The organism is Gordonia sp. NPDC062954 (genome assembly GCF_044543825.1).
GTDB classification, from domain to species: Bacteria; Actinomycetota; Actinomycetes; order Mycobacteriales; family Mycobacteriaceae; genus Gordonia; species Gordonia tangerina.
On the sequence record NZ_JBITWL010000002.1, the window covers coordinates 182,423 to 203,004 of the forward strand.

The following is a 20,582-nucleotide window of genomic DNA, read 5'->3' on the forward strand; positions in this document are numbered from 1 at the left end:
CGTCGTGCGGGGCCCTTCGACTAGGGGCCCGTGCGGGCTGTGCTCAGCTGTCGATCAGGGATTCGGCAGCTGATCCTTGTGCTGGTTGAACAGGTCGATCTGATCCGGGGTGAGCTCGTAACCGCTCTGCTTGGCGGCCTTCCACAGGTCGCGTACCTCGGGGGTGACCTGGTTGTTGTCGATCGCCTGGCCGAGCGCCTGGTCGATCTGCTTGTTCACATCCGCGGTGCTCCCGGCGTCGGGGGCGGTGGCCCAATCGAACGGAGCGGGCAGCTCGGGCAGCTTGGGCAGGACCGGAGCAGGCTTCGGTGCGGCCGGAGCGGAGCGCTGGGTGGCGCCCGACAGCCCGGTGCCGCAGGTCGGCCATGCGCCCTTGCCCTGGCCGGCGAGCACACGCTCGGCCACGACGATCTGCTGCTCCTTGGTGGCCTGATCGGCGGTCGGCGCGAACTCGCCGCCGCCGTAGCCGCTCCAGGTGCTCGGGCTGAACTGCAGGCCACCGTGGTAGCCGTTGCCGGTGTTGATCGACCAGTTGCCGCCCGATTCACACTGCGCGACCTGGTTCCACTCGGCGTCGGTGGCCGCGTTGGCGGTTCCGGTTCCCAGCAGAGCGGCGCCGCCGCCGAGGACGGCCCCGGTCAGCGCGACCTTCGCGAAGGTCTTGGTGGTGGTGGCTGTCGTCGGTTTGCGATGACGTCCGGACATTGCTGCGTTTCCTCTCTCCACGCGCCTACGAAGTCAGCTGTCGGGTTCGGGCGAGAGGTGCCCGGCCCCGCCGTTGACGCTTGTCATTGGCGGGACTTGACCCCAAGGACGTCGTATCGGCATCCGTTCCCTTGCGGGAGGTGGGTCCCCCGTCCTCGCTCCTAGATGTCGTTCTCGTGCGTCTCATCGGTGGAGCGAGGTTCGGCGCGGCCGATGCGACGTTATGCATTTGGTTACTTTCTCGTGACCCCCCGAGGGCGTCGTTGAGTCACACTACGACTTCTCGCATTGCTAATCACGTTGTTGGCAAGGCTGTTTTCCGCGTCCGAGTGGAGCTTTCGACTCAGATTTCGCGTCCTGCCTGCTCACGGCCTGATGGTCGAGTCGTGTCCTAGCCGTAATCATTCCGTTATGTGACTAAGCTCACACACGAGATGTGGTGTCAGCCACCGGCAAACGGCGGGAGCACGTCGAGAGTGTCGCACCGACCCAGCCGGGCCCCGCGGTCACACAGCGCCACCGAATCCCGCAGATACGAGCACCGTTCGAGCACCCGTCCGAGGTCGGGGTTGTCCTTGCCGAGCACGGCCTCCAGATCACCCAGAGTCGCCTCGTCGTCCACGTCGAGGACGGCCGACTCCACTCCGGCGGCGGCGCGCGCCGCAGCGAAATAGCGGATGGTCACGTGCACGGTCAGCCCCCGATGGCCGACATCGGCCGGCTCGGTTGCAGGAATCCCGGATCGTTCACGCCGTGTCCGGCCGACTTGGCCCAGGTGTTGCCACGCCAGCGACGGGCGAGCGCGTCGTCGAGGTCGTGGCCGGTCAGCCCTCCGCGCACGATCTCGCGGAGGTCGGTCTCACCCTGCGCGAACAGACAATTGCGTAGCGCGCCGTCGGCGGTCAACCGGGTGCGGTCACAGTCACCGCAGAACGGCCGCGTGACCGACGCGATCACCCCGATGCGCGCCGGGGAACCGTCGACGTCGAAGCCGTCGACGAGCCAGGTGGCCGCGGGGGCGCTACCCCGCGGTCGGGGATCGGGGCGAAGCGAGAAGTGGGCTCTGAGCTTCGCGAGGATCTCATCGGCGGTCACCATCGACGCGCGGTCCCACCGATGATCAGCGTCGAGTGGCATTTGCTCGATGATGCGTAGCTGATATCCGTGGTCGAGGCAGAAGTGAGCCAGCTGGGGCAGCCTCGTGAGGTCGTCGTGATCGGCAAGCACCGCGTTGACCTTCACCGAGCTGAGCCCGGACGACCGGGCAGCGGCGAGGCCGGCGAGTACATCGTGCAGCCGGTCGCGTCGTGTGATCTCGGCGAACCGCGTCGCATCCACCGTGTCCAGCGAGATATTCACCCGATCCAGCCCCGCCGCCACCAGGCCATCGATCCGGCGGGCCAGACCGAGCCCGTTGGTGGTCATCGCGATCTCGGGACGCTCTGGGCGCGCCGACATCGCTGAGATCAGATCCTCGAGGTCGCGGCGCAGCAACGGTTCGCCACCGGTGAACCGGATCGATCGGATGCCGAGATCCCGGACCCCGACCGTCATCACCCGGATCAGTTCGTCGGTGCGCAGGACCTCGTCGGTCGGCAGCCAGTCGAGACCCTCGGCGGGCATGCAGTAGGTACAGCGCAGGTTGCAGCGGTCGGTCACCGACACGCGTAGGTCGGTAGCCACCCGGCCGAAGCGGTCGCGCAGCGGGCCAGTGGTGGGCGCATCGGTGGGCTCCACCCGATCCGACGGGGTGGTGGGGAGCCCGAGTCCGACGATGGTCATCGGCCGTCCCGAAGTGCTTCCAGGGAGCGGAAGGTGCTGGCGTGGAAGACCAGGGGCTCCACGCCGGGGTCGAAGCGCAGCGCCTCGATACGCAGCAACACCAGGGTGTGGTCGCCGGCGGGGATCTCGTTGAACAACGAGCAGGACAGGCTGGCCGCCGCGTCCGGGATGAAGACCGCGCCGTCGTCCGTGCGGATCGGGGCGATGCCGTCGAACCGGGATTCCGCCGGCCCGGCGAGCTGCCGGCAGAGGTCGGACTGGTCCCGGGCGAACACGCTGACCCCGATGGCCGGCGCGGTGCGCAATCGCGGCCACGTGGTGGACGTGTTCTGCACACACAGCGACACCAGCGGCGGTTCGAGGGAGACGGTGGTGAACGCGCTCGCGGCCATCCCGGCCGGAGCGGCGGTACCGTTCTCGTCGGGGAGCCGGCAGGCCACCGCGACCACTCCGGACGGGAAGCAGCCGTAGGCCTGGCGGAGCGTGTCCGAATCGGCGGCCGGACGAAGATCGTCGGCGACGGGCATCACGGAGTCGACCCTCACCGCGCCCTCCGTCCCGATCGCAGCGCGAACGCGATGCCCAGGATGAATCCGACAGGGGCACACATCGTCAGCAGATACACGAAGGTCGGCGCCGTGTCGCCGTCGGTGACCAGCGGCGTCACGAACAACGCGACGATCGCGGCGAGCCCGATCGCGAAGACGACCCCGGCCGCCTGCAGGAGGCGGGGAGTGGAGTGACTCTGCATGTCCTCCACGGTAGAACACCGCGCCGTCTGGTGGCGGCGTGCGTCGAGAAGCCGGCTCGGCTCGGCCGGTCGTGGGTATTCCATGTGACCGTGGGGCCGGCCGTTGGCTAGACTGTGCCTCATTGGCGCCTCTGCTCATCTGATGGAGGGCCGGCCCGGGTTCGGGACGGCTGCTGGGTCAGGTGAGGGGCGCTTTTGTCATGACACGTCCGAAAACGCAGATGAGGGTGAGCGCAGTGCCGACCGGCAAGGTGAAGTGGTACGACGCGGAGAAGGGCTTCGGCTTCCTGTCGCAAGAGAGCGGCGAGGACGTCTACGTCCGTTCGTCCGCGCTTCCGGAGGGCGTGGAGACGCTCAAGCCCGGGCAGCGCGTCGAATTCGGGATGGCCGCCGGCCGCCGCGGACCGCAGGCGCTCAAGGTGGCTGTGCTCGATCCCGCACCCAGCGTCGCGAAGAACACCCGCGAGGCGGCCCGCAAGGACGCCAAACGGCACACCCCCGATGAACTGCACGGCATGGTGGCGGATCTGATCACCTTGCTCGAAGGTGCGGTGCAGCCGGAACTGCGCAAGGGCAAGTACCCCGACCGCAAGACCTCCCAGCGGATCTCCGAGGTGGTTCGCGCGGTCACCCGCGAGCTGGAGCACTGAGCGCCGCGCCGCTGCCCGGCAACTGCATGCCCTCCGGAGAGGTGTCCGCGGCGAGATAGCCGCGCATGCTGACGGTGTCGTCGCCGGCGGAGACGACCGACGGCAGCTGCACCTCGATCGCGATCAGGATCCGGTCCGGGGTGGAGTGCAGCACCGTGGTGTAGGTGGAATTGGACCGCATCGGCACGATCGTGCCGTCGGGCCCGCTCGGGGTGAGATACTGCACGACCAGGTTCCACGGCCATTCGGCGATGTCCTGAGACACCGACAACATCATCGATTCGCCGACCGGCACCGGCACCCGGGCCACGTCGATCGCGGTGGGGTCTTCTGGTTCGCAGTTGCGCAGGAACACATCACACATCCGGGTCGGCTCCACGCGCACCAGGCGATCACCCACCGCGAGCTGCAGATACGGATCTTCGTCGGGGTGATCGCCCGACCAGGTGTCCTTGGTGAGAACCGCGACGGCCCCGCCGACGATCACGACGAACGCGACGACCACCGCCGCGATGATGGCCATGACCTTCTTGTCTGCACTGCTGAGATTCACCGTCTAGTGCCGTCCTGTGTGGTGGGGTTTGGTCGGAGGGGTTGTCCGGCCGGGGTCGAGATCGGGCCGGCGAGGATCGTGAGGTGCCCGGTGCGCGCGGGTCGGTGCCGTCGAGGGCGAGCCGTGGCTGCCCCGGCGCCACGGCCGGTCTGGGTCGCCGATCGCGGCGAAGGCCACCGTCGGTTCGGCGTAGTCGGGTCGACGTCCGCCGATGCCGGGGATCAGCGAGGAACCGCGATTGGTCAGCACCGTCTGCACCAGACCTATGCCCAGGAGTACGGCCACCACGGTGAACCCGATCCACAGCGTGGTCGGCAACACCACGCCGAGCGTCGCGCCGAAGACCCAGCCCAACTGCAGCACCGTCTCCGACCGACCGAACGCGGATGCGCGCGATTCGTCGGGGAGGTCGTCCTGGATCGACGAGTCCAAGCACACCTTGCCAATGGCGCTGGTCCCCGAGGCGACGAACGCCGCGACCGTCGCGATCACGATGCTGCCGAAGATGGCGGCGAGTACCGCCGCGACGAAACAGGCTGCGGTGCACCAGACCACAATGGTCGGTGGGTTCTTCAGCTCCAGTCGGGTGCCGAGACCGTTGCCCAGCATGTTGCCCACCGCGGCCGCCGCGCCCACCGCACCCAACAGCACCAACTGGGTCCAGTCGGAGTGCACATCCTGTTGGGCCTTGGCGTAGAACGCGATGTAGAGCGTCAGGAAGCCGGTGAGAATGCGGATGGTCGCGTTACCCCACAGGCCGGCGACCACCTTGCGTCCCAACGGTTGCCGCATCTTCTGGGCGAGTTCGTTGGCCGTCTCCCGCGCACCGCGTAATCCGCCGGCTCCGCCGGAATCGTGTTCGGGGGCCCGCGACATCGCCGGCTCGCCGTGGTAGGTCAGCGTGGTGGGGATCTCACCCTCGGTGACCTCCACCCAGGACGGGATACGCATGCACAGCCACGCGCCGACCGCCGCGATGATGGCCAACCACACCATGGCGCCGGGGATGTGGAACGGCAGCACCTTGCCCAGCAACAGTTCGAAGACCGCAGCGACGGCCCCGCCGACCAGCGTCCCGCCGATCAGACCGAATGTGGTGAGCCGGGAGTTCACCCGGGGCAGATCGATCGACGGCGGCACCACTCTGGGGGTGACGGCCGACTTCAGCACACCAAACGATTTCGACAACACCAACAAACCCAGCGCGCACGGATAGAGCACCCACGGGTCGTACTGCAACTGCTGCGTAGCGCTGTCCCACGACGAATTCGCCATGATCAGCAACGCGAGCACCGCGCGCAAACCGAACGTGGTGGCCATGGCGATGCGTCTACCGTGCTGCAGCCGGTCCAGCAACGGCCCGATGAGTGGGGCGATCAATGCGAACGGCGCGATCGTCAGCGCCAGATACAGCCCGACATTGGTCTTCGACTCCCCGGTCGCCGCGGCGAAGAACAGCGTGTTGGCCAGGGCGACCGCCATCGCCGCGTCGACGGCGAAGTTCGCGATGACGGGCAGCGTGAGTGCCGTCATCCCGGATCGATCGGCGCCGTCGGCGGTGGCCGCCTGATAGATCTTGCCGACACCGCGCCCGGTCAGCTCGCGGCTGCGCATCGCCGCAACCCGGGCCACGGTCAGTTTCTTGGGCATCCGCGGGTCGGTGGACGCCGTCGACGGCATCGCCCGTGTGCGCTCGGCGCCCGCGGCGGCGGGGTGCCCGTCGTCGAGCGGAGGTAGATGCGGGTTGTGGGTTCGGGGCGGGAGGTACGCATGATCGTTGGGCCCCCGCGCAGCACCGCGGCCGGTCGCACGTCCGGAACGGCCGTCGTCGGCGGGGTAGTTCGCCGTACCCGGATGCTGTCGTGGACTGCGCCGATCGTGGCCGTTGCCCGCAAAGCCGTCGCGACCCTGGTAGCGGGTCGGGTCACCGTCGTCCCGGCGGGGGGAGTGGGGACTGGGTCGGTTCACACCGACAATTGTTCCTCATCGTGGCCGTCGAGTCGCGGATGGTCGCCACCAGCGAGGCGGGTCCGTGCCGCGAGCGCGGGTTCGTGTTGCACACTGGAGGGGTGACTCTTGTATTCGACGGTGACCGGCTGCTCGCCGCCGCCGACGTGGCGCGCGCCGCGCTCGTCGAGGATGGCCAGCAACCGGGACGGCACCTGGAGAGCACCCCGGAGGGGGAGTGGGCGGTCGCCCACTATTTCGAGGCGGACCTGCCCGGCTACCGCGGGTGGCAGTGGTGCGTCGTGGTGGCCGGTGCGCCCGGCCACGACGAGATCACCGTGAGCGAGATCGTCCTGCTGCCCGGCGAGGGGTCGCTGCTGGCGCCGAACTGGGTGCCGTGGAACGAGCGGATCGCCGCGGGTGATCTGACGCCTGGCGACGTGCTGGCCGCAGAACCCGACGACCACCGACTGGTCCCCAATCAGATCGACACCGCCGACGAGTTCCGGTTCGACGACGACAGCACCGATCCCGACGACATCGGGCAGATCGCGGGCGAGATCGGACTGGGTCGCCGGCGACTGCTCAGCCCGGAGGGCCGCGACGAGGCGGCACAACGATGGCACGACGGAGATTTCGGTCCGCACAGTGACATGGCCGCCGCGGCGCAGTTCAACTGCGCGACGTGCGGGTTCTATCTGCCGATCGCGGGCGCGCTTCGACCGGCATTCGGTGTCTGCGCCAACGAGTACTCGGCCGATGGACAGGTGGTCGCCGCCGACTACGGGTGCGGCGCCCACTCCGATGTCGCGGCCCCGCGAGGCCAGGGATCACCCGCCTACGATGCGTTCGACGACGGCGTCCTGGAGATCGTGCACGTGACGGCGGCAGACGCCGGCGGGGAAGCAACCTCCTGACCGAGGGTGCCCGGGCCGACCGGTTCGGCCTGGACGAGATGCGATCCGCCGTCGTATCGGCGTGGCGGTCATCGGCCACCCGGTACGTCGAGGACGCCACCACCGAAGACGATCTCGTCACCGTCGGCTACCGCGACCGGCTGTTCACCGAACTCGTCGCCAATGCGGCCGATGCGGCGATGACCGCCGACGTTGCCGGTCAGGTCCGGATCTGGTCATCGGACGAACGCACGGTCCATGTCGCCAACACCGGGGCCCCGGTTTCGGATGATGGCGTGCGTTCGCTGCTGTCCCTGCGCGTCTCGGCGAAGGTCGCGGGTGCGCAGAGCGTGGGGCGCTACGGCGTCGGGTTCACGGCAACCGCGGCTGTCGCCGATCGCGTCGAGGTGCGTTCGACCACCGGGTCTTTCGTGTTCGACCGCGCTCGCACCGCGCAGGTCCTCGCCGACGAACGCGTCGCGACCGGTTCGCGGCGGCCGCCCCTGTTGCGGCTGGCGTGGCCCGTCGACGAGCCACCCGCCCCCGGGATGGACACCGAGATCGTCCTGTACCTCAGCGACGGCAATTCCGCTGCGGACCTGGTGGGGGCCGCGCGTGCGCAGGCCGCCGATCTGCTGTTGGAACTGCCCGGGCTAGCTCAGATCACCGTCGGCGACACCGCCTTCACGATCGAGATGGCGCCGACCCCACCCTCGACGCCTGAGGAGCGAGGCGCCAGTCGAGCGTCACGAAGGGCCGCAACGCAACACATCACCATCACCATCACGTCACCTCGCCGAACGCGCGTCCATCACTGGTTGCAGACCGGCCTGCACACCCGATGGCTGGTCGAGATCGATGACGCAGGCGCGCTCGCCGAGACGCCCTCGGCCCTCACCGAAAACGTGCTGCGCGCACCGACTCCCACCGACATCGAACTGACCTTGCCCGCCGCGGCCATCACCGGCCTACACCTCACGCCGGACCGGCGCCACCTTCACCCCGACGCCGACATCGCCACGGCTGCACACGGTTACGCCGACCTGATGCGGGCACTGCCGGCATCGGTCCGCCCGTCACTCATCCCGGTGCCCGCGCATTCACGCAACCGCGACGATGCCGCGCTGAGCGCGGCGGTGCTCGCGGACCTCGCCGATGAGGCCTGGTTACCCGGGGCGGCGGGCGACGAGCTGGTGCCCGGCAGATCGGTGGTCTTCGGTGACCTCACCGCAGACCTTGCCGAGGTGCTCGCGCCGCTGATGGGCGACCTGGCCCATCCCGACGTTTCGGAGCGTCGCCACCTGGCTCGCCTGCGCAGTGTCGGGGTGACCGAGATCGGACTCGCCGACCTCGCCGAACGACTCACCGGCACACAACGATCCTCGACGTGGTGGCGCGATCTCTATGCGGCGCTGTCGCCGCTGGTCACGACCGCCGCCGATGCGGAGGAACTCGGTGCGCTGCCGATCCCACGCTCCGACGGACGGGTGTCGGTCGGTGCCCGCGGGCTGTTCCTCGCCGACGGCATCGACACCCCGCTGCGTTGGGTTCCGACCGTCGACGCACAGGCACGTCACCCGCTGCTCGAACGGTTGGGCGCAACCACGTTGACGGTGAGCGACGCCCTGGCTGATCCTGCCTTGCGGCAACTGATCGACCACGGCGACGACGACGAGTTGGCCGTGGTGGCCGGGGAGGTGTTGGCCCTGCTCGCCGCCGATCCGCCCGGATCGGTGCCGGAGTGGCTTGCTGCGCTGCCCTTGCCAGATCAGCATGGCGAACTGCGGGCCGCCGACGAACTGCTGCTACCCGGGAGTCCGCTGGCCGCCGTCCTCGTCGACGACGCACCGTTCGGCAGGGTCGCCGACGATCTCGTGGATCGGGTGGGTGTCGAACCGCTGCGCGCACTCGGTGTGGGGTGGGGGTTTCTGACCGTCGTCGACGAGCTGCCGGTGGGCCCCGATCACGATCTCCCCGACGAAGACCAGTGGTGGGAGACCCTCGTGGATCCGCCGGAAACCCTCGCGGCTGTACGTGATCTGGACCTGATCGACGACGACCGCTGGCCACAGGCGCTGACGCTCCTGGCCACCGACCGGCGCACCGCGCCGCTGCTCGCCGACCGGCACGGATACACCGCGTGGTGGCTACGACAGCATGCCGTCATCGACGGCCATCCGCTCGGCTGGTACCGGGCGCCATCCGACACATCGATGAGCGGGGTGCGAGACGTACTGCACCATCCGCACGCCGACGAACTCGCGGCCGCCCTCGGCGGCGACGTCATCGAATCCGACGCCGACGCCGACACCGTCCTCGCGCATCTGGGTGAGGCGGCGCGCGAGATAGAGTCCGGCGTCGCCGCCGCGGTGCACGCGAATCTGGTGATCGCCGCCCGCCGCGGGGTCATCGATCCGACCGAACTCGCGGTACCCGAACGAGTTCGGTCGGCGTCCGGCCACGCCGTGGCGTCGGCCGTGGTGCTCGACCGACCGTGGTTGACACAGGTGCTCGGTCCGGACGAGATCGTGCTGGCCGGCGTGGCGACCGACCCCGATGACGCGGCCGTGCTGGCTGAGATCCTCGATCTGCCCACGGCAGGTGATGAGGTGCGGGGCGAGGTGCTGGATGAGGGAACGCCGGCCACCTGGGCGTGCGCCGAGGCGACACTGTCCGCCGCGACCTGGGGTCACGCCCTGGCCCGCGCAGACATCCGGTTACACGACGAACTCTGGGTTCGGGTGCACCGCAACGGGGAGCGGAGTGACCAGCGGGTCAGGTGGTGGATCGACGAGGGCGGGATCACTCATCTGCCGCGGCTATCCCGACCGTGAGGATCGACGCCAGCTGACGGTACGCCGACGCGTCGTCGAGCCCGGTGGTCGCTGCGACCTCGCGGCGCTGGATACGGCTCATCATCGAGGCCGCCATGTCGGCGGCGAAGGCGGCGTCCACATCGCGGAACTCCCCGGCGGCGACACCCTCGCTGATCAGTCCCTGCACGCGCAGCGCGGCGGCGGCCGTGTTGCGTTCGTACAGTTCGCGAGTCGGTCCGAAGGCATGCAGGTCCGTCATGAACGCTTCCGATGCCGGGGCCAAGGCGTCGCCGACCGCGACCAGGTAGGTGATCACCCGGTCCCGGGCGGTCACCGCACCGGCCACCGCCGACTCCACCTGTGTGGTGGCGGTGCGGAAGAACTGCGTCACTGTGGCGACGACCAACTGCTCCTTGCTGCCGGCCAGGGTGTAGAGGGTCGACTTGGAACATCGTAGGCGTGTGGCGAGATCCGCGACGCCCAGCTGCGCGAATCCCTCGGCCAGCAGCAGGGTCAGCAACCGATTGAACAGATCGTCGCGGCGCCGGGTGCCGAAGCCGATGGTGTCGTCCACGTCAGAAATAGTACTATCTGGAGTACTGTAGTACTGGTTTCGTTCCCCCGGAGGTCGTGTCATGCCCGTTGATCGTTTGCTGCCCAGTGATGAAGCGCATGACCTCATCGCCCTGACCAGGGATTTCGCCGACAAGCGGCTTGCGACGATCGTGGACGACCACGAGAAGCAGGAGAAGTACCCCGAGGGCTTGTTCGCCGAGATGGGGGAGGCCGGATTGCTCGGTCTGCCATATCCGGTGGAGTGGGACGGTGGTGGCCAGCCCTACGAGGTCTACCTGCAGGTTCTCGAAGAGCTCGGGGCGCGATGGGCCGCGGTGGCGGTCGCGGTGAGCGTGCACGGGTTGGCCTGCCACCCGCTGTTCCACTACGGCACCGATGAGCAGAAGCAGCGGTGGCTGCCGGACCTGCTCAACGGCAGACTCGTCGGCGCGTACAGTCTCTCGGAACCGCAGGCCGGTTCCGACGCCGCCGCCCTGGCGTGTAAAGCCGAACCCGTCGACGGTGGGTATCGGGTGAACGGGGCAAAGGCGTGGATCACGCACGGCGGAATCGCCGATGTCTACAACCTCTTCGCCCGCACCGGTGAGGGATCCAAAGGGATCAGCTGCTTTCTCGTCGCACGCGATACCGAGGGACTCGGCTTCGGCAAACCCGAGGAAAAAATGGGCCTGCACGCCGTGCCCACCACCTCGGCCACCTACGACGATGCGCTGGTGACTGCGGATCGTCGGCTCGGCGCGGAAGGGGAGGGTCTGCCGATCGCGTTCTCCGCGTTGGACTCCGGACGCCTGGGCATCGCGGCGGTGGCCACCGGTCTGGCACAGTCCGCGCTCGACGCGGCGGTCGAGTACGCCGGAGAGCGAACGGCTTTCGGTCGAAAGATCATCGACCACCAGGGTCTCGGGTTCGTGCTCGCCGACATGGCGGCGGCGGTGGATTCGGCCCGTGCCACCTATCTCGACGCGGCGCGGCGACGCGACGCCGGCCGTCCGTATTCGCGTGCCGCCGCGACCGCCAAGCTCGTCGCCACCGATGCCGCGATGAAGGTCACCACCGACGCCGTGCAGGTGTTCGGCGGCTACGGCTACACCCGGGACTTCCGGGTGGAGCGATTCATGCGGGAGGCCAAGATCACGCAGATCTTCGAGGGCACCAACCAGATTCAACGTCTGGTGATCGCACGCTCGCTGGCCTCCCGCTGAACCGGTCATCTCAGCGGGTCGCATCCGGGTCGTAGCGGAAGGCGCGCCGGTCGGCGGCGGTGAAGCGCCGTAGACACAGCCGAGCGATGAGCCATACCGGCTTCGGTACGTGCGTCCGCACCGACCGGAGATCCCCGCCGTCGAGCCCCTTGATCGCCCATGGGGCCACCCGAAACAAGTCGGTCAGCGACGAGTCTTCACCGAACTTGGCCTCGAGGTCGGTCCATTCCTGGGGCGACAGGTGACGCTGCACCAGCGCCAGCGCGTCCGTTTCCTCATGCGCGAGGTGGGCGATGAGACGATCGTGGGTGCGCCGCAGCGTGTCCGCGAGTTCGAGTCGGGCTGCGTCGTCGGCACCGGCCGCCAGGCGGGCGAAGCCGGCGTCGCCGGCAGCCAACAGCGGATCGATCACGCCGTGTTCTGCCTCCATCTCGGCAAGGGTCTGCTGTTCGGCCGCCGAGCTGCGCGACTCCAGAAGCGGCCAGAGCCACTGATCCTCACCGGTGTGGTGATGGTGCAGGGTGTCGCGGAACAGCGCCCAGCGTTTGTGCAGCGCCTGCCAGGTGGCGTGATCGTCGACGGGTGTGCGGGGCGCGGTTCGGGCGAACTGGTAGAGGTCGCGCCGAAAGGCGTAGTGCATCAAGTACATCATGAACGGGTCGTTCGGTCCGTCCGGGGCGGCGGCCTGTCCGGGCAGTACGACCTGGGTCGGATTGTCGGAACCGGCGAGTTGAGCGGTCATCGGAATGTCCTTTCTTGGTGATGAGCTGAGGGTGCGACACATCGCTTGGGCCACAGTTGTGGTCGGCTTGGCCGACACGATCGAAGGCGCCGCAGGAGGCGTTCAGGTGCGGGTGAGTTGGGGCGTTGCCGCTGACCCGGGTGCCGGGGTCGGGTCGTCGTCGAGCTCGACGTCGATGCGGGGCAGGATGTGGTCCAGCCACGCCGGCAGCCACCAGTTGAACCTGCCGAGCAAACTCATCGTCGCGGGCACCAGTACCATCCGGATCACCGTGGCGTCCAACAGGACCGCCACCGCCATCCCGAGTCCGAGCATCTTGAGCACGATGTCGGTCTCGGTGGCGAAGCTGATGAAGACGGCGACCATGATCGCCGCGGCGGTGGTGATGACCCGACCGGTCTTCGCGAGGCCGGCGATGACCGCTGCGCGGGCGTCGCCGGTGGCCAGCCACTCCTCCCGAATGCGCGACAGCAGAAACACCTCATAGTCCATCGACAAGCCGAACAGGACGGCGAAGATCAGTATCGGTACCCAACTGGACACGGCCACCGGATGATCCACCCCCAGCAGCGACAGGCCCCAACCCCACTGGAAGACCATGGTGATCACTCCGTAGGCGGCGGCCACCGACAACAGGTTCATCAGCGCTGCCTTCACCGGGACCACGACTGACCGGAACAGCACGGTCAGCAGCACCACGGATGCGGCGACGACGAATCCGATCACCACCCACAGGCGTTGCTGCAGCAGAGTGGAGATGTCGTCGAGGTACGCCGTATAGCCGGTCAGGATCGCACCCGCGGGCAGGCTCGAACGGATGTCGTCGAGCACGTCGACGGTCGCTGCGTCGGCGGGGTCGTGGGCGATGGTGACATTGATGATGTCGAGGGCGCCATCGGGTGATGCAGTGGTGGGGGCGACCGCGGTCACACCGTCGACGCGTTCGAGCGACGCGCGCGTGGCGGCCAACTGTGCCGGGGTGACCTCATCGGTGGGCGCGACGATCACCACGTCGGCGTTCGCGCCGGCACCATATTCGGTGGCGAGAAGATCGTGCGCCTTGCGCGTGGTCAACTCGCTCGACTGCGCTCCGGAATCCTGCGGCCAGGTGCGCATCGACATCGCGGGCGCGGCCAGTGCGAGCATCAGGGTCAGCGCGATCAGCACCGCGGCCACCGGCCGCGACCCGACGCGCGCGGCCCAGCGGGCGGTCAGCGGCGGACGTGTCGCGATGGCGTCGTCTACCGGCTCCGTCGACAGCGACCGTGTCTTGCGCGGCACGATGCGTCGCCCGGCCAACCGACACAGGGCCGGTACCAGCACCAGGGTTGCGATCAGCATCGCGATCACGGCGATCGCCGTCGCGAACCCGAACGACGAGTACGTCGGCAGTCCCGCCAGCGGCAGCCCCATCAGCGAGACCAGCACCGTCGTGGCGGCGAACACCGCCGAGCGACCCGCGGTGGCCACCGACCGGGCCGCGGCCTCGATCGGATCGTGGCCACGACGCAAGAACTCCACGTGCCGGCTGACCACCAGCAGCGCGTAGTCGATGCCGACACCCAGGCCGACCATGCTGGCCACCATCGGGGCGGTGGGACTGACGTCGATGGCGGCGGCGAGCACCAGCACACCAGCCGACCCGGCTACCAGGCCGGCGATCGCGGAGAGGATCGGCAGACCGGCCGCGACCACCGAACCGAAAGCGAACACCATGATCAGCAGCGCCAGGGTGATGCCGATGATCTCGGCATGACCCTTGATGGGTGCGGCCGCGGTCTCGGGCAACGAGCCGTTCATCTCCACCTGCACGCCGGCCGCCCGGGTTGGCTCGATGGCGTCGTCGAGGGCGCTCGCGTCCCCCATCAGGTCGGGATCGGTCTCGGGAACGTCGTAGCCCACCGAGATGATCGCGGTGTCACCGTCGGCGCTGAGCCGAGGTTCAGTGACCGTCGCGACGTGCGGCATACGTCCGAGCCGTTCGCGTAATTCGGTGGTGGTGGACGAGGACAGGGCGCCGGCATCGGAATGGACGACGACATGTGCGAAGGCGTTGCCGGCACCGGGGACATGCTCGCGCAGGAGTTCGATACCGCTGTGCGATGGCGTTCCGGTGACGTCCCAGTTCTCCTGGGTCTGACCGCCGAGGCCCGATGAGGCACCCAGCAGCACGGCGAGGCCGATCACGAAACCGAGGAGAGCGCGGACCGGGTGGGCGGCGCACGCCCGGCCCAACCGGTAGAGGGGGGTGGTCTGCATGGGTCTTCCTTTGTGAGTGCTCGGTCTTGTGCACGGATTCCGCGGTGACACGAGCGAGCAGGTCGGTGGACATCATTAGGGTGGGAGGCATGACTTGTGGACCGCTTGGGCCCGACTTGAGCCGCGGCCCAACTGTCGGCAGATGGGTGCTGAGCTGGTGATTCTCGACGCCAACCCGATCGACCGCGCTATCACCGACGCCGTTGTCGACGCGCGAAACCCGTTCGCCACCGATCTCGCGTTGGTCGTCACCGCATTCGGCAGCACGGTGGTGCTCGCGCTGGTGATGATCGCCGCGTCGGTCGGGCTGGTATCGCGGGGCCATCGGCCGGAGGCGCTGCTGGTCGCCGCGGGCTCGGTCGGCGGCTACGCGCTCATGGTGGGCATCAAACACCTCGTCGCCCGGCCACGTCCGCCGGTGGCGGACCGTCTGCTGACCATCGACACCTTCTCGTTCCCCTCGGGGCACGCGATGACCAGCATGGTGGTGTTCGGGCTGCTCGCCGTCGCCGCGCATCGCTGCAGCCCCTGGGTGCGGGCGCACCCGCTGGTGCTGGTCATTGCCCCGCTCGCCTCGGTCGCCATCGGCTGTACCCGGGTGTATCTGGGGGTGCACTGGACCACCGATGTGCTCGCGGGGTGGGTGCTGGGCGCCCTGTGGGTCATGTTGTGTGCGTGGCTTTCTCGACGCTGGAGTCAGCGACGTCAATGGCATCGTCGAATTTGGCCGCGTACGGCGAGGCCGGCGCGTTAACGTCGGGGGCGTGGTCGTGGCCCGTGTCGTCACGACCGGCCGAACTCGGCGAAGGCCGAGACTCGGGTCGGGGAGCGTTCGCTACGGTTGGCCGATGGTGACGGGATGCGGCTCGAACCGAGGAACACCGATGAGGAGGCGACAGTGAGCAGTCAGGTGGCCGGCGCGCGCGACGTGCGTGCCGAGGATGCGTTCGACGTCGAGGTGGTGGCCGAGTGGCTGCGCGAGCACGCCGTCGATTCGTCCGGCCTCGATGCGGTGCCGGCGGTCAAACAGTTCTCCGGCGGGGCGTCGAACCTGACCTATCTGCTGACCTACCCCACTCGCGAGGTGATCCTGCGTCGGGCGCCGGGCGGCACCAAGGCCAAGGGCGCCCACGACATGGGTCGGGAGTTCCGGATTCAGTCGAAGCTGTCGACGGTGTTGCCCTATATCGCCCCGATGATCGCGTTCTGCGACGATCCCGGGGTCCTCGGGTCCGACTTCTACGCGATGGGCAAGATCGACGGCGTCATCGCGGGCAAGGAGTTCCCGCCCGAGGTGGCCCTCTCGCCGGAGCAGGCCCGCGCGCTGTGCTTCGCCTTCATCGACGTGCTGGTGGAACTGCACTCGGTGGACCCGGAGAAGGCCGGTCTGGCTGATCTGGGCAAGGGCTACGGGTATGTGCGCCGGCAGGTGGACGGGTGGTCGGCGCGTTTCCGCAACGCCCGAACCGACGACGTACCCGACTACGAGGCCGTGATGGCGTGGCTGGCTGACAACCAGCCCGAGGACATCGCCAACTGCGTGATCCACAACGATTTCAAGCTCGACAACGTGGTGCTGTCCAACGACGACCCCACCCGGGTGGTCGGCATCCTGGACTGGGAGATGGCCACGCTCGGCGATCCGTTGATGGACGTCGCCGGGTCGCTCGCGTACTGGGTACAAGCCGACGACGACGACGCGACGCAGGCGATGCGCCGTGTGCCCACCAATCTTCCGGGCATGATCACCCGGGCCGAGTTCGTCGAACGCTATTGCGACCGTATGGGTTTCGACATGACACCGGAGAAATGGCGGTGGTATGAGGCGTTCGGGCATTTCCGGCTCGCGGTGATCGCGCAACAGATCTACTACCGCTACTACCACGGGCAGACCACCAACGAGCGCTTCGGTGCGCTCGGACTCGCGGTGGGCATGGTGGAGGGACGGCTCAACGAGCTCATCGCCGGCTCCTGAGTCGTCGAATTCTGATTGGGGCTCGACGGGTTCGTCGACGAGCGTCGTTGCTCTCATGGCCCATGAGTCGTATGTTCAGGTTTCATATATGAAACACGACACGGAATCGGGGGCTGTATGAGTGGCACGCAGATCATGTGGACGGTGATCGGGGTGATCGTCGCGCTGGGTGTCATCGCGCTGGTCGGTTTGGCGATCCTGTATGCGCTGGCCAAACGACCCGACCGTTTCCGGGTGAAGGCGATCGCCCTCGACGACGTCGACAACTACCTCGCAAAACGCGCGTCGTTGGCCGTCACGGTCAAGGAGACGACGCCGTTGTCGCGCCGCGAGGTGTGGGACCGCGTCGCCGAGTCCGCGTACCTGAGCAATCTCCCGCTGGTACGCGGACCGCACTGGATGGAGCTCGGCCGCACGGCCGACGCGTCATTCCCCGTGCGGTCCGGGGAGCGACGGTCGATGTCAGGCACGTTCCTGGCAGTGTGCGAGCAGGTCATCGAGGTCGACGAGCGCGAACGTCTCACCCTCACGGGAACCGGCGTCTCGGTGCCGCTCGCAGTGAAGGGCTTCGTCGAGCGTTTCACCATCACTGACGGGGACCGGTCGGGCACCGTCGTCGTCACCTGGGAGATCGCCGGGTCGCCGCGATGGATCGGCTTCCTCCCGTGGCGTTGGACTGCTCCTCTGCTTCGCCCACTCCTCGGCGTTCTACTTCGGCACATACTGCGCCTCACCCCGTTCCGGCGCTCCGACGTTCGGGACGGAACGGCGGCGTGACCCAGATCGCGCTGGTCACCTACCCGGGATTTACCGCGCTCGACCTGATCGGCCCGTACGAGGTCTTGCGCATGCTCCCCGACGCCGACATCCGGTTCGTCTGGCACGAGACCGGGCCGGTCACCACCGATTCCGGGGTCCTGGTGATCGGTGCCACCCACGCGTTTCGTGAGACGCCGCGTCCGGACATCGTGGTGGTCCCCGGCGGCAGCACGTCGGTGATGATCCATGCCGATGATCCCGAGTTGCGCCGGTGGCTGCGGGCCGTCGATGAGTACACCACCTGGACCGCGTCGGTGTGTGCAGGGTCGGTCATCCTCGGTGCCGCGGGGCTGTTGCGCGACCGACGCGCGACATCGCATTGGCAGGCCGTGCAGGCTCTGCGCGCTTTCGGCGCGACGCCCAGCGCCGACGAACGCATCGTCGAAGACGGTGACATCGTCACTGCGGCCGGGGTTTCCGCGGGCATCGATCTTGCCCTGTGGATCGCCGAGCGGATCGCGGGTTCCGAACGGGCCAAGGCCATCGCGCTCGCGATCGAGTACGACCCACAGCCGCCGTTCCACTCGGGCAACGTGGCCAACGCATCGGCTGGGACAATCGCTCGCGCGAACGCGATCCTGGCGCGTGACTCGATCACTCTGCCGCACATGTCATCGGGAATAAAGGTGATGTGGCGGGCCGCGATTCGACAGGCGCGCGTGGGTCGGCGACGCCGTCGGCCCGTGTTGCCGACCCGGTGATCGGCTGGCCTCGTCTCAGGGTCTCGAGGGGGGTCACGCGTCGGCGGTGTCGCGCCGTTCGATGAGAAACGACCCGATCTGCGCGGCGACCTCGGCCGGCCGGTCCAGCATCGACAAGACGTAGGCATCATCGATTTCCGCATACCGGCAGCGAGGAATGAGTTCGGCGAGTCGGTGACCGTGCTCGGGCGGCATCACTCGATTGTCGGGCGACCACAACACCAACGCCGGTCCGTCGAAGCCCGACAAGGCCTCGGTGTCACGGACAAGCTCGCGCTTGTCGAATGTCGACGCCGCATACTTCTCCAGGTCGCGGCGCACGCCGGGGATCGTCAGCGACGGTTCGGTCCATCGGCGCACGAGGTCGTCGGACAGGTCGCGTCGAACCATCCAGCCGAAGAGTAGTGGTGTCCGTCGAAGGAATCCGATCCGCAGCTGGCGGGCGGCGAGGGTGATGCCGCCCGGCAGGTGGGAGGCGAGAGTCGCCATCCGCCCCGGCAGTCCCGGCGGAAAGTTGTCGAACGCCTCGCACGGGAGAATGACGATGGCGCCGACACGCTCGTCGCGGCCGATCGCAGTGAGAAACAGTCCGCCTCCCCAATCCGCGTGGACGAGCGTCGCGTCGCGCAGGTCGAGGGCGTCGAGGAAATCGGCGAGGAGATGCGCCATCCCCATGAGCGTGAGGTCGGCGTCGGGAGCCATGGGTCGGCGGTGTCCACCGAGCGGCAGAACCGGACAGATGTAGCGAAATCCGTTCGGCAGCAGCGGCAACGTCGCGTCCCACAGCGACTCGTCCATGAACAGGCCGTGCAGCAGGACGACGGGCGGGCCGTCGCCGACCTCGATGTACTCGACCGGACCTGCTGTGAGATGCACCTGACCCATGATGATCCTCCCTCACTAGAACGGACGCTCTAGAATGATCACTCTAGAGCAACTATTCTAGAATGGCCAGATGCAGACGGATGAGCGGATCGCGGTGTCGATGGCGGAGCTACTGCGGCGGCAGGGGTACGCGGCGACAGGGATCAAGCAGGTCGTCGACGCGTCTGGGGCGCCGATCGGCTCGGTGTATCACCATTTCCCGGGCGGGAAGCGCGCCGTCGCGGCGACGGCTCTGCGGCAGTCGGGGGCCGCATACGGCGAGCTCGTCGCGTCGTTGCTGGCGCCGCACGAGGACATCGCCGACGGCATCGAGTTCGCTTTCGCGGCCGCGGCCGAGGACATCGAACAGACCGGCTGGGCCAACATGTGTCCGGTGGGCACGGTGGCCGGGGAAGTCGCCGACGTGGAACCGGAGTTGCGTCAGGTTGCTGCCGAAGTGTTCGATGCGTGGATCACCAACGGCGCTGCGTTGTTTCGTGCCCGCGGACTCGGCGATGACGACGCCCGCGCCTTGATCGTCGCGGTGATCGCGGCGCTCGAGGGGGCGTTCGTCATGGCACGGACCATGCGGTCGTCCGAGCCGTTGACCGCGGCGGGACGCGGTGTCGCGGCGTACGCACGCACGCTGCGATCGGTCGGGGTCAGATCCGGCTGAGGTACTCGCCGAGCTTCTCGGGAACCAGCAGCGCGGGCAGCGCGAAGCGCAGTTGTGCCGCGATGTAGGCGTCGAGTCCGTAATCGGGTGCGAAATGCCAATGTTTGAGCGCCCACCCGTGTGCCAGCATCATCAGGTCGAACACGGCGAGGTCGACGTCCACCGACGACATCAGGCCCTCATCGATGGCGGCGGTCGTTGCGTCGCGCATCGGTGCCGAGGTCTGCACCTCGAGTTCCTTGATGCGGTCGCGGCCGGCGGCATCGAGTGTGCGGCTCTCCCGATAGGTGAGCACGACGGCATCCCGGTTCTCGTCGACGATCGTCGTGTACTGGCGGAATCCGGCGATCAGCTGCATCACCGGGTCGTCGCCGGCGGTGTCCATGGCGGGTTGCAGCTGGTCGCGAAAGGCCTCGAGGATATCGACGATGGCGGCGAGCAGGATGTCTTCCTTGGACCCGAAGTATTTGTAGAACAGGCCCACGCTGACCTGGGCCTCGTCCGCGAGGGCCTGCATCGACATCTGGTGGAATCCGGTCCGACCCATCACCACGACCGCGGCGTCGAGCAGCTGACGGCGCCGCGACGATGCGCGCACTGCGCGCACCGCTTCGGCGACATCGACCGATGTGGTGGTTCCTGAGCTCCTCGTCACGGCTGTCATCGTC

Annotated in this window: 21 protein-coding genes and 1 riboswitch; of the genes, 9 read left to right on the forward strand and 12 right to left on the reverse strand. The window is 68.0% G+C overall.

Translation table 11 applies throughout. The annotated features are described in order from the left end of the window. Positions 1 to 54: 54 nt before the first annotated feature. The 5 genes from ACIGKQ_RS03450 to ACIGKQ_RS03470 form a co-directional block, all read right to left on the reverse strand. The gene (locus ACIGKQ_RS03450) at positions 55 to 705 is read right to left on the reverse strand and encodes a transglycosylase family protein (protein ID WP_235725866.1); all 651 of its coding nucleotides are present in this window, start codon (positions 703 to 705) and stop codon (positions 55 to 57) included. Positions 706 to 711: 6 nt separating this feature from the next. Beyond that, positions 712 to 922, reverse strand: a riboswitch (cyclic di-AMP (ydaO/yuaA leader). 225 nt (positions 923 to 1,147) lie between these two features. Next, positions 1,148 to 1,396 carry a MoaD/ThiS family protein gene (locus ACIGKQ_RS03455; protein WP_235725867.1) on the reverse strand — a complete coding sequence of 83 codons (249 nt, stop codon included), beginning with the start codon at positions 1,394 to 1,396 and terminating at the stop codon, positions 1,148 to 1,150. 2 nt (positions 1,397 to 1,398) lie between these two features. Further along, on the reverse strand, positions 1,399 to 2,487 hold the full coding sequence (gene moaA / locus ACIGKQ_RS03460; protein ID WP_235725868.1) for a GTP 3',8-cyclase MoaA: 1,089 nt from the start codon (positions 2,485 to 2,487) through the stop codon (positions 1,399 to 1,401). After that, a complete protein-coding gene (locus tag ACIGKQ_RS03465) occupies positions 2,484 to 3,014 on the reverse strand; it encodes a flavin reductase family protein (RefSeq protein ID WP_266062713.1) in 531 nt (176 codons plus the stop codon). Before ACIGKQ_RS03465 ends, moaA begins: the two co-directional genes overlap by 4 nt. A 14-nt stretch (positions 3,015 to 3,028) precedes the next feature. After that, positions 3,029 to 3,238: a hypothetical protein gene (locus ACIGKQ_RS03470; protein ID WP_235725869.1), complete on the reverse strand. Its 210-nt coding sequence runs from the start codon at positions 3,236 to 3,238 to the stop codon at positions 3,029 to 3,031. Positions 3,239 to 3,474: 236 nt separating this feature from the next. Between ACIGKQ_RS03470 and ACIGKQ_RS03475 the strand changes: the two genes are divergently transcribed. After that, positions 3,475 to 3,888, forward strand: a complete 414-nt coding sequence (locus ACIGKQ_RS03475; RefSeq protein ID WP_287017065.1) for a cold-shock protein — start codon at positions 3,475 to 3,477, stop codon at positions 3,886 to 3,888. Here the strand turns inward: ACIGKQ_RS03475 and ACIGKQ_RS03480 are convergent. Together ACIGKQ_RS03480 and ACIGKQ_RS03485 are read right to left on the reverse strand one after the other, a co-directional pair. Then, the gene (locus ACIGKQ_RS03480) at positions 3,866 to 4,441 is read right to left on the reverse strand and encodes a DUF2771 family protein (protein ID WP_235725870.1); all 576 of its coding nucleotides are present in this window, start codon (positions 4,439 to 4,441) and stop codon (positions 3,866 to 3,868) included. The two genes, ACIGKQ_RS03475 and ACIGKQ_RS03480, sit on opposite strands and share 23 nt — an antisense overlap. Before the next feature lie 3 nt (positions 4,442 to 4,444). Then, the gene (locus ACIGKQ_RS03485) at positions 4,445 to 6,409 is read right to left on the reverse strand and encodes an MFS transporter (RefSeq protein WP_396572320.1); all 1,965 of its coding nucleotides are present in this window, start codon (positions 6,407 to 6,409) and stop codon (positions 4,445 to 4,447) included. Positions 6,410 to 6,510: 101 nt separating this feature from the next. On the opposite strand from ACIGKQ_RS03485, the gene ACIGKQ_RS03490 reads away from it, so the two are divergent. Next, positions 6,511 to 7,305 (forward strand): DUF3027 domain-containing protein, encoded by a 795-nt coding sequence (locus ACIGKQ_RS03490; protein WP_235725872.1) that lies wholly within the window; start codon positions 6,511 to 6,513, stop codon positions 7,303 to 7,305. A 38-nt stretch (positions 7,306 to 7,343) separates the two neighbouring features. Further along, positions 7,344 to 10,118: a sacsin N-terminal ATP-binding-like domain-containing protein gene (locus ACIGKQ_RS03495; RefSeq protein WP_396572321.1), complete on the forward strand. Its 2,775-nt coding sequence runs from the start codon at positions 7,344 to 7,346 to the stop codon at positions 10,116 to 10,118. Here ACIGKQ_RS03495 and ACIGKQ_RS03500 read toward each other — a convergent pair. Beyond that, on the reverse strand, positions 10,087 to 10,674 hold the full coding sequence (locus tag ACIGKQ_RS03500; RefSeq protein WP_235725874.1) for a TetR/AcrR family transcriptional regulator: 588 nt from the start codon (positions 10,672 to 10,674) through the stop codon (positions 10,087 to 10,089). The two genes, ACIGKQ_RS03495 and ACIGKQ_RS03500, sit on opposite strands and share 32 nt — an antisense overlap. 61 nt (positions 10,675 to 10,735) lie before the next feature. Here ACIGKQ_RS03500 and ACIGKQ_RS03505 point away from each other — a divergent pair, with 61 nt between their 5' ends. Then, positions 10,736 to 11,878 carry an acyl-CoA dehydrogenase family protein gene (locus ACIGKQ_RS03505; RefSeq protein WP_266062654.1) on the forward strand — a complete coding sequence of 381 codons (1,143 nt, stop codon included), beginning with the start codon at positions 10,736 to 10,738 and terminating at the stop codon, positions 11,876 to 11,878. Positions 11,879 to 11,888: 10 nt separating this feature from the next. On the opposite strand, the gene ACIGKQ_RS03510 is transcribed toward ACIGKQ_RS03505, so the two are convergent. Together ACIGKQ_RS03510 and ACIGKQ_RS03515 are read right to left on the reverse strand one after the other, a co-directional pair. Next, positions 11,889 to 12,620, reverse strand: a complete 732-nt coding sequence (locus ACIGKQ_RS03510) for a hemerythrin domain-containing protein (protein ID WP_266062653.1) — start codon at positions 12,618 to 12,620, stop codon at positions 11,889 to 11,891. Positions 12,621 to 12,722: 102 nt separating this feature from the next. Continuing rightward, the gene (locus ACIGKQ_RS03515) at positions 12,723 to 14,879 is read right to left on the reverse strand and encodes an MMPL family transporter (protein WP_287016598.1); all 2,157 of its coding nucleotides are present in this window, start codon (positions 14,877 to 14,879) and stop codon (positions 12,723 to 12,725) included. Between the two features lie 142 nt (positions 14,880 to 15,021). Between ACIGKQ_RS03515 and ACIGKQ_RS03520 the strand changes: the two genes are divergently transcribed. The 4 genes from ACIGKQ_RS03520 (at position 15,022) to ACIGKQ_RS03535 (ending at position 18,374) form a co-directional block, all read left to right on the forward strand. Then, entirely contained in the window at positions 15,022 to 15,633 is a 612-nt protein-coding gene (locus ACIGKQ_RS03520) for a phosphatase PAP2 family protein (RefSeq protein WP_328713196.1), read from the forward strand. Positions 15,634 to 15,777: 144 nt separating this feature from the next. Further along, on the forward strand, positions 15,778 to 16,854 hold the full coding sequence (locus ACIGKQ_RS03525) for a phosphotransferase family protein (protein WP_235725879.1): 1,077 nt from the start codon (positions 15,778 to 15,780) through the stop codon (positions 16,852 to 16,854). 117 nt (positions 16,855 to 16,971) lie between these two features. Beyond that, entirely contained in the window at positions 16,972 to 17,631 is a 660-nt protein-coding gene (locus ACIGKQ_RS03530) for a hypothetical protein (protein ID WP_328713194.1), read from the forward strand. Continuing rightward, entirely contained in the window at positions 17,628 to 18,374 is a 747-nt protein-coding gene (locus ACIGKQ_RS03535) for a DJ-1/PfpI family protein (RefSeq protein ID WP_235725881.1), read from the forward strand. The genes ACIGKQ_RS03530 and ACIGKQ_RS03535 overlap by 4 nt, the downstream gene beginning before the upstream one ends. Positions 18,375 to 18,407: 33 nt before the next feature. Here ACIGKQ_RS03535 and ACIGKQ_RS03540 read toward each other — a convergent pair whose 3' ends face one another. Further along, positions 18,408 to 19,259 (reverse strand): alpha/beta fold hydrolase, encoded by an 852-nt coding sequence (locus ACIGKQ_RS03540; RefSeq protein ID WP_396572325.1) that lies wholly within the window; start codon positions 19,257 to 19,259, stop codon positions 18,408 to 18,410. 70 nt (positions 19,260 to 19,329) lie between these two features. Between ACIGKQ_RS03540 and ACIGKQ_RS03545 the strand changes: the two genes are divergently transcribed. Further along, positions 19,330 to 19,914, forward strand: coding sequence for a TetR/AcrR family transcriptional regulator (locus ACIGKQ_RS03545; protein WP_235725883.1), 585 nt, complete (start codon positions 19,330 to 19,332; stop codon positions 19,912 to 19,914). Here ACIGKQ_RS03545 and ACIGKQ_RS03550 read toward each other — a convergent pair. Then, positions 19,901 to 20,578 carry a TetR/AcrR family transcriptional regulator gene (locus ACIGKQ_RS03550; RefSeq protein ID WP_396572327.1) on the reverse strand — a complete coding sequence of 226 codons (678 nt, stop codon included), beginning with the start codon at positions 20,576 to 20,578 and terminating at the stop codon, positions 19,901 to 19,903. The genes ACIGKQ_RS03545 and ACIGKQ_RS03550 overlap by 14 nt on opposite strands. Positions 20,579 to 20,582 lie beyond the last annotated feature (4 nt).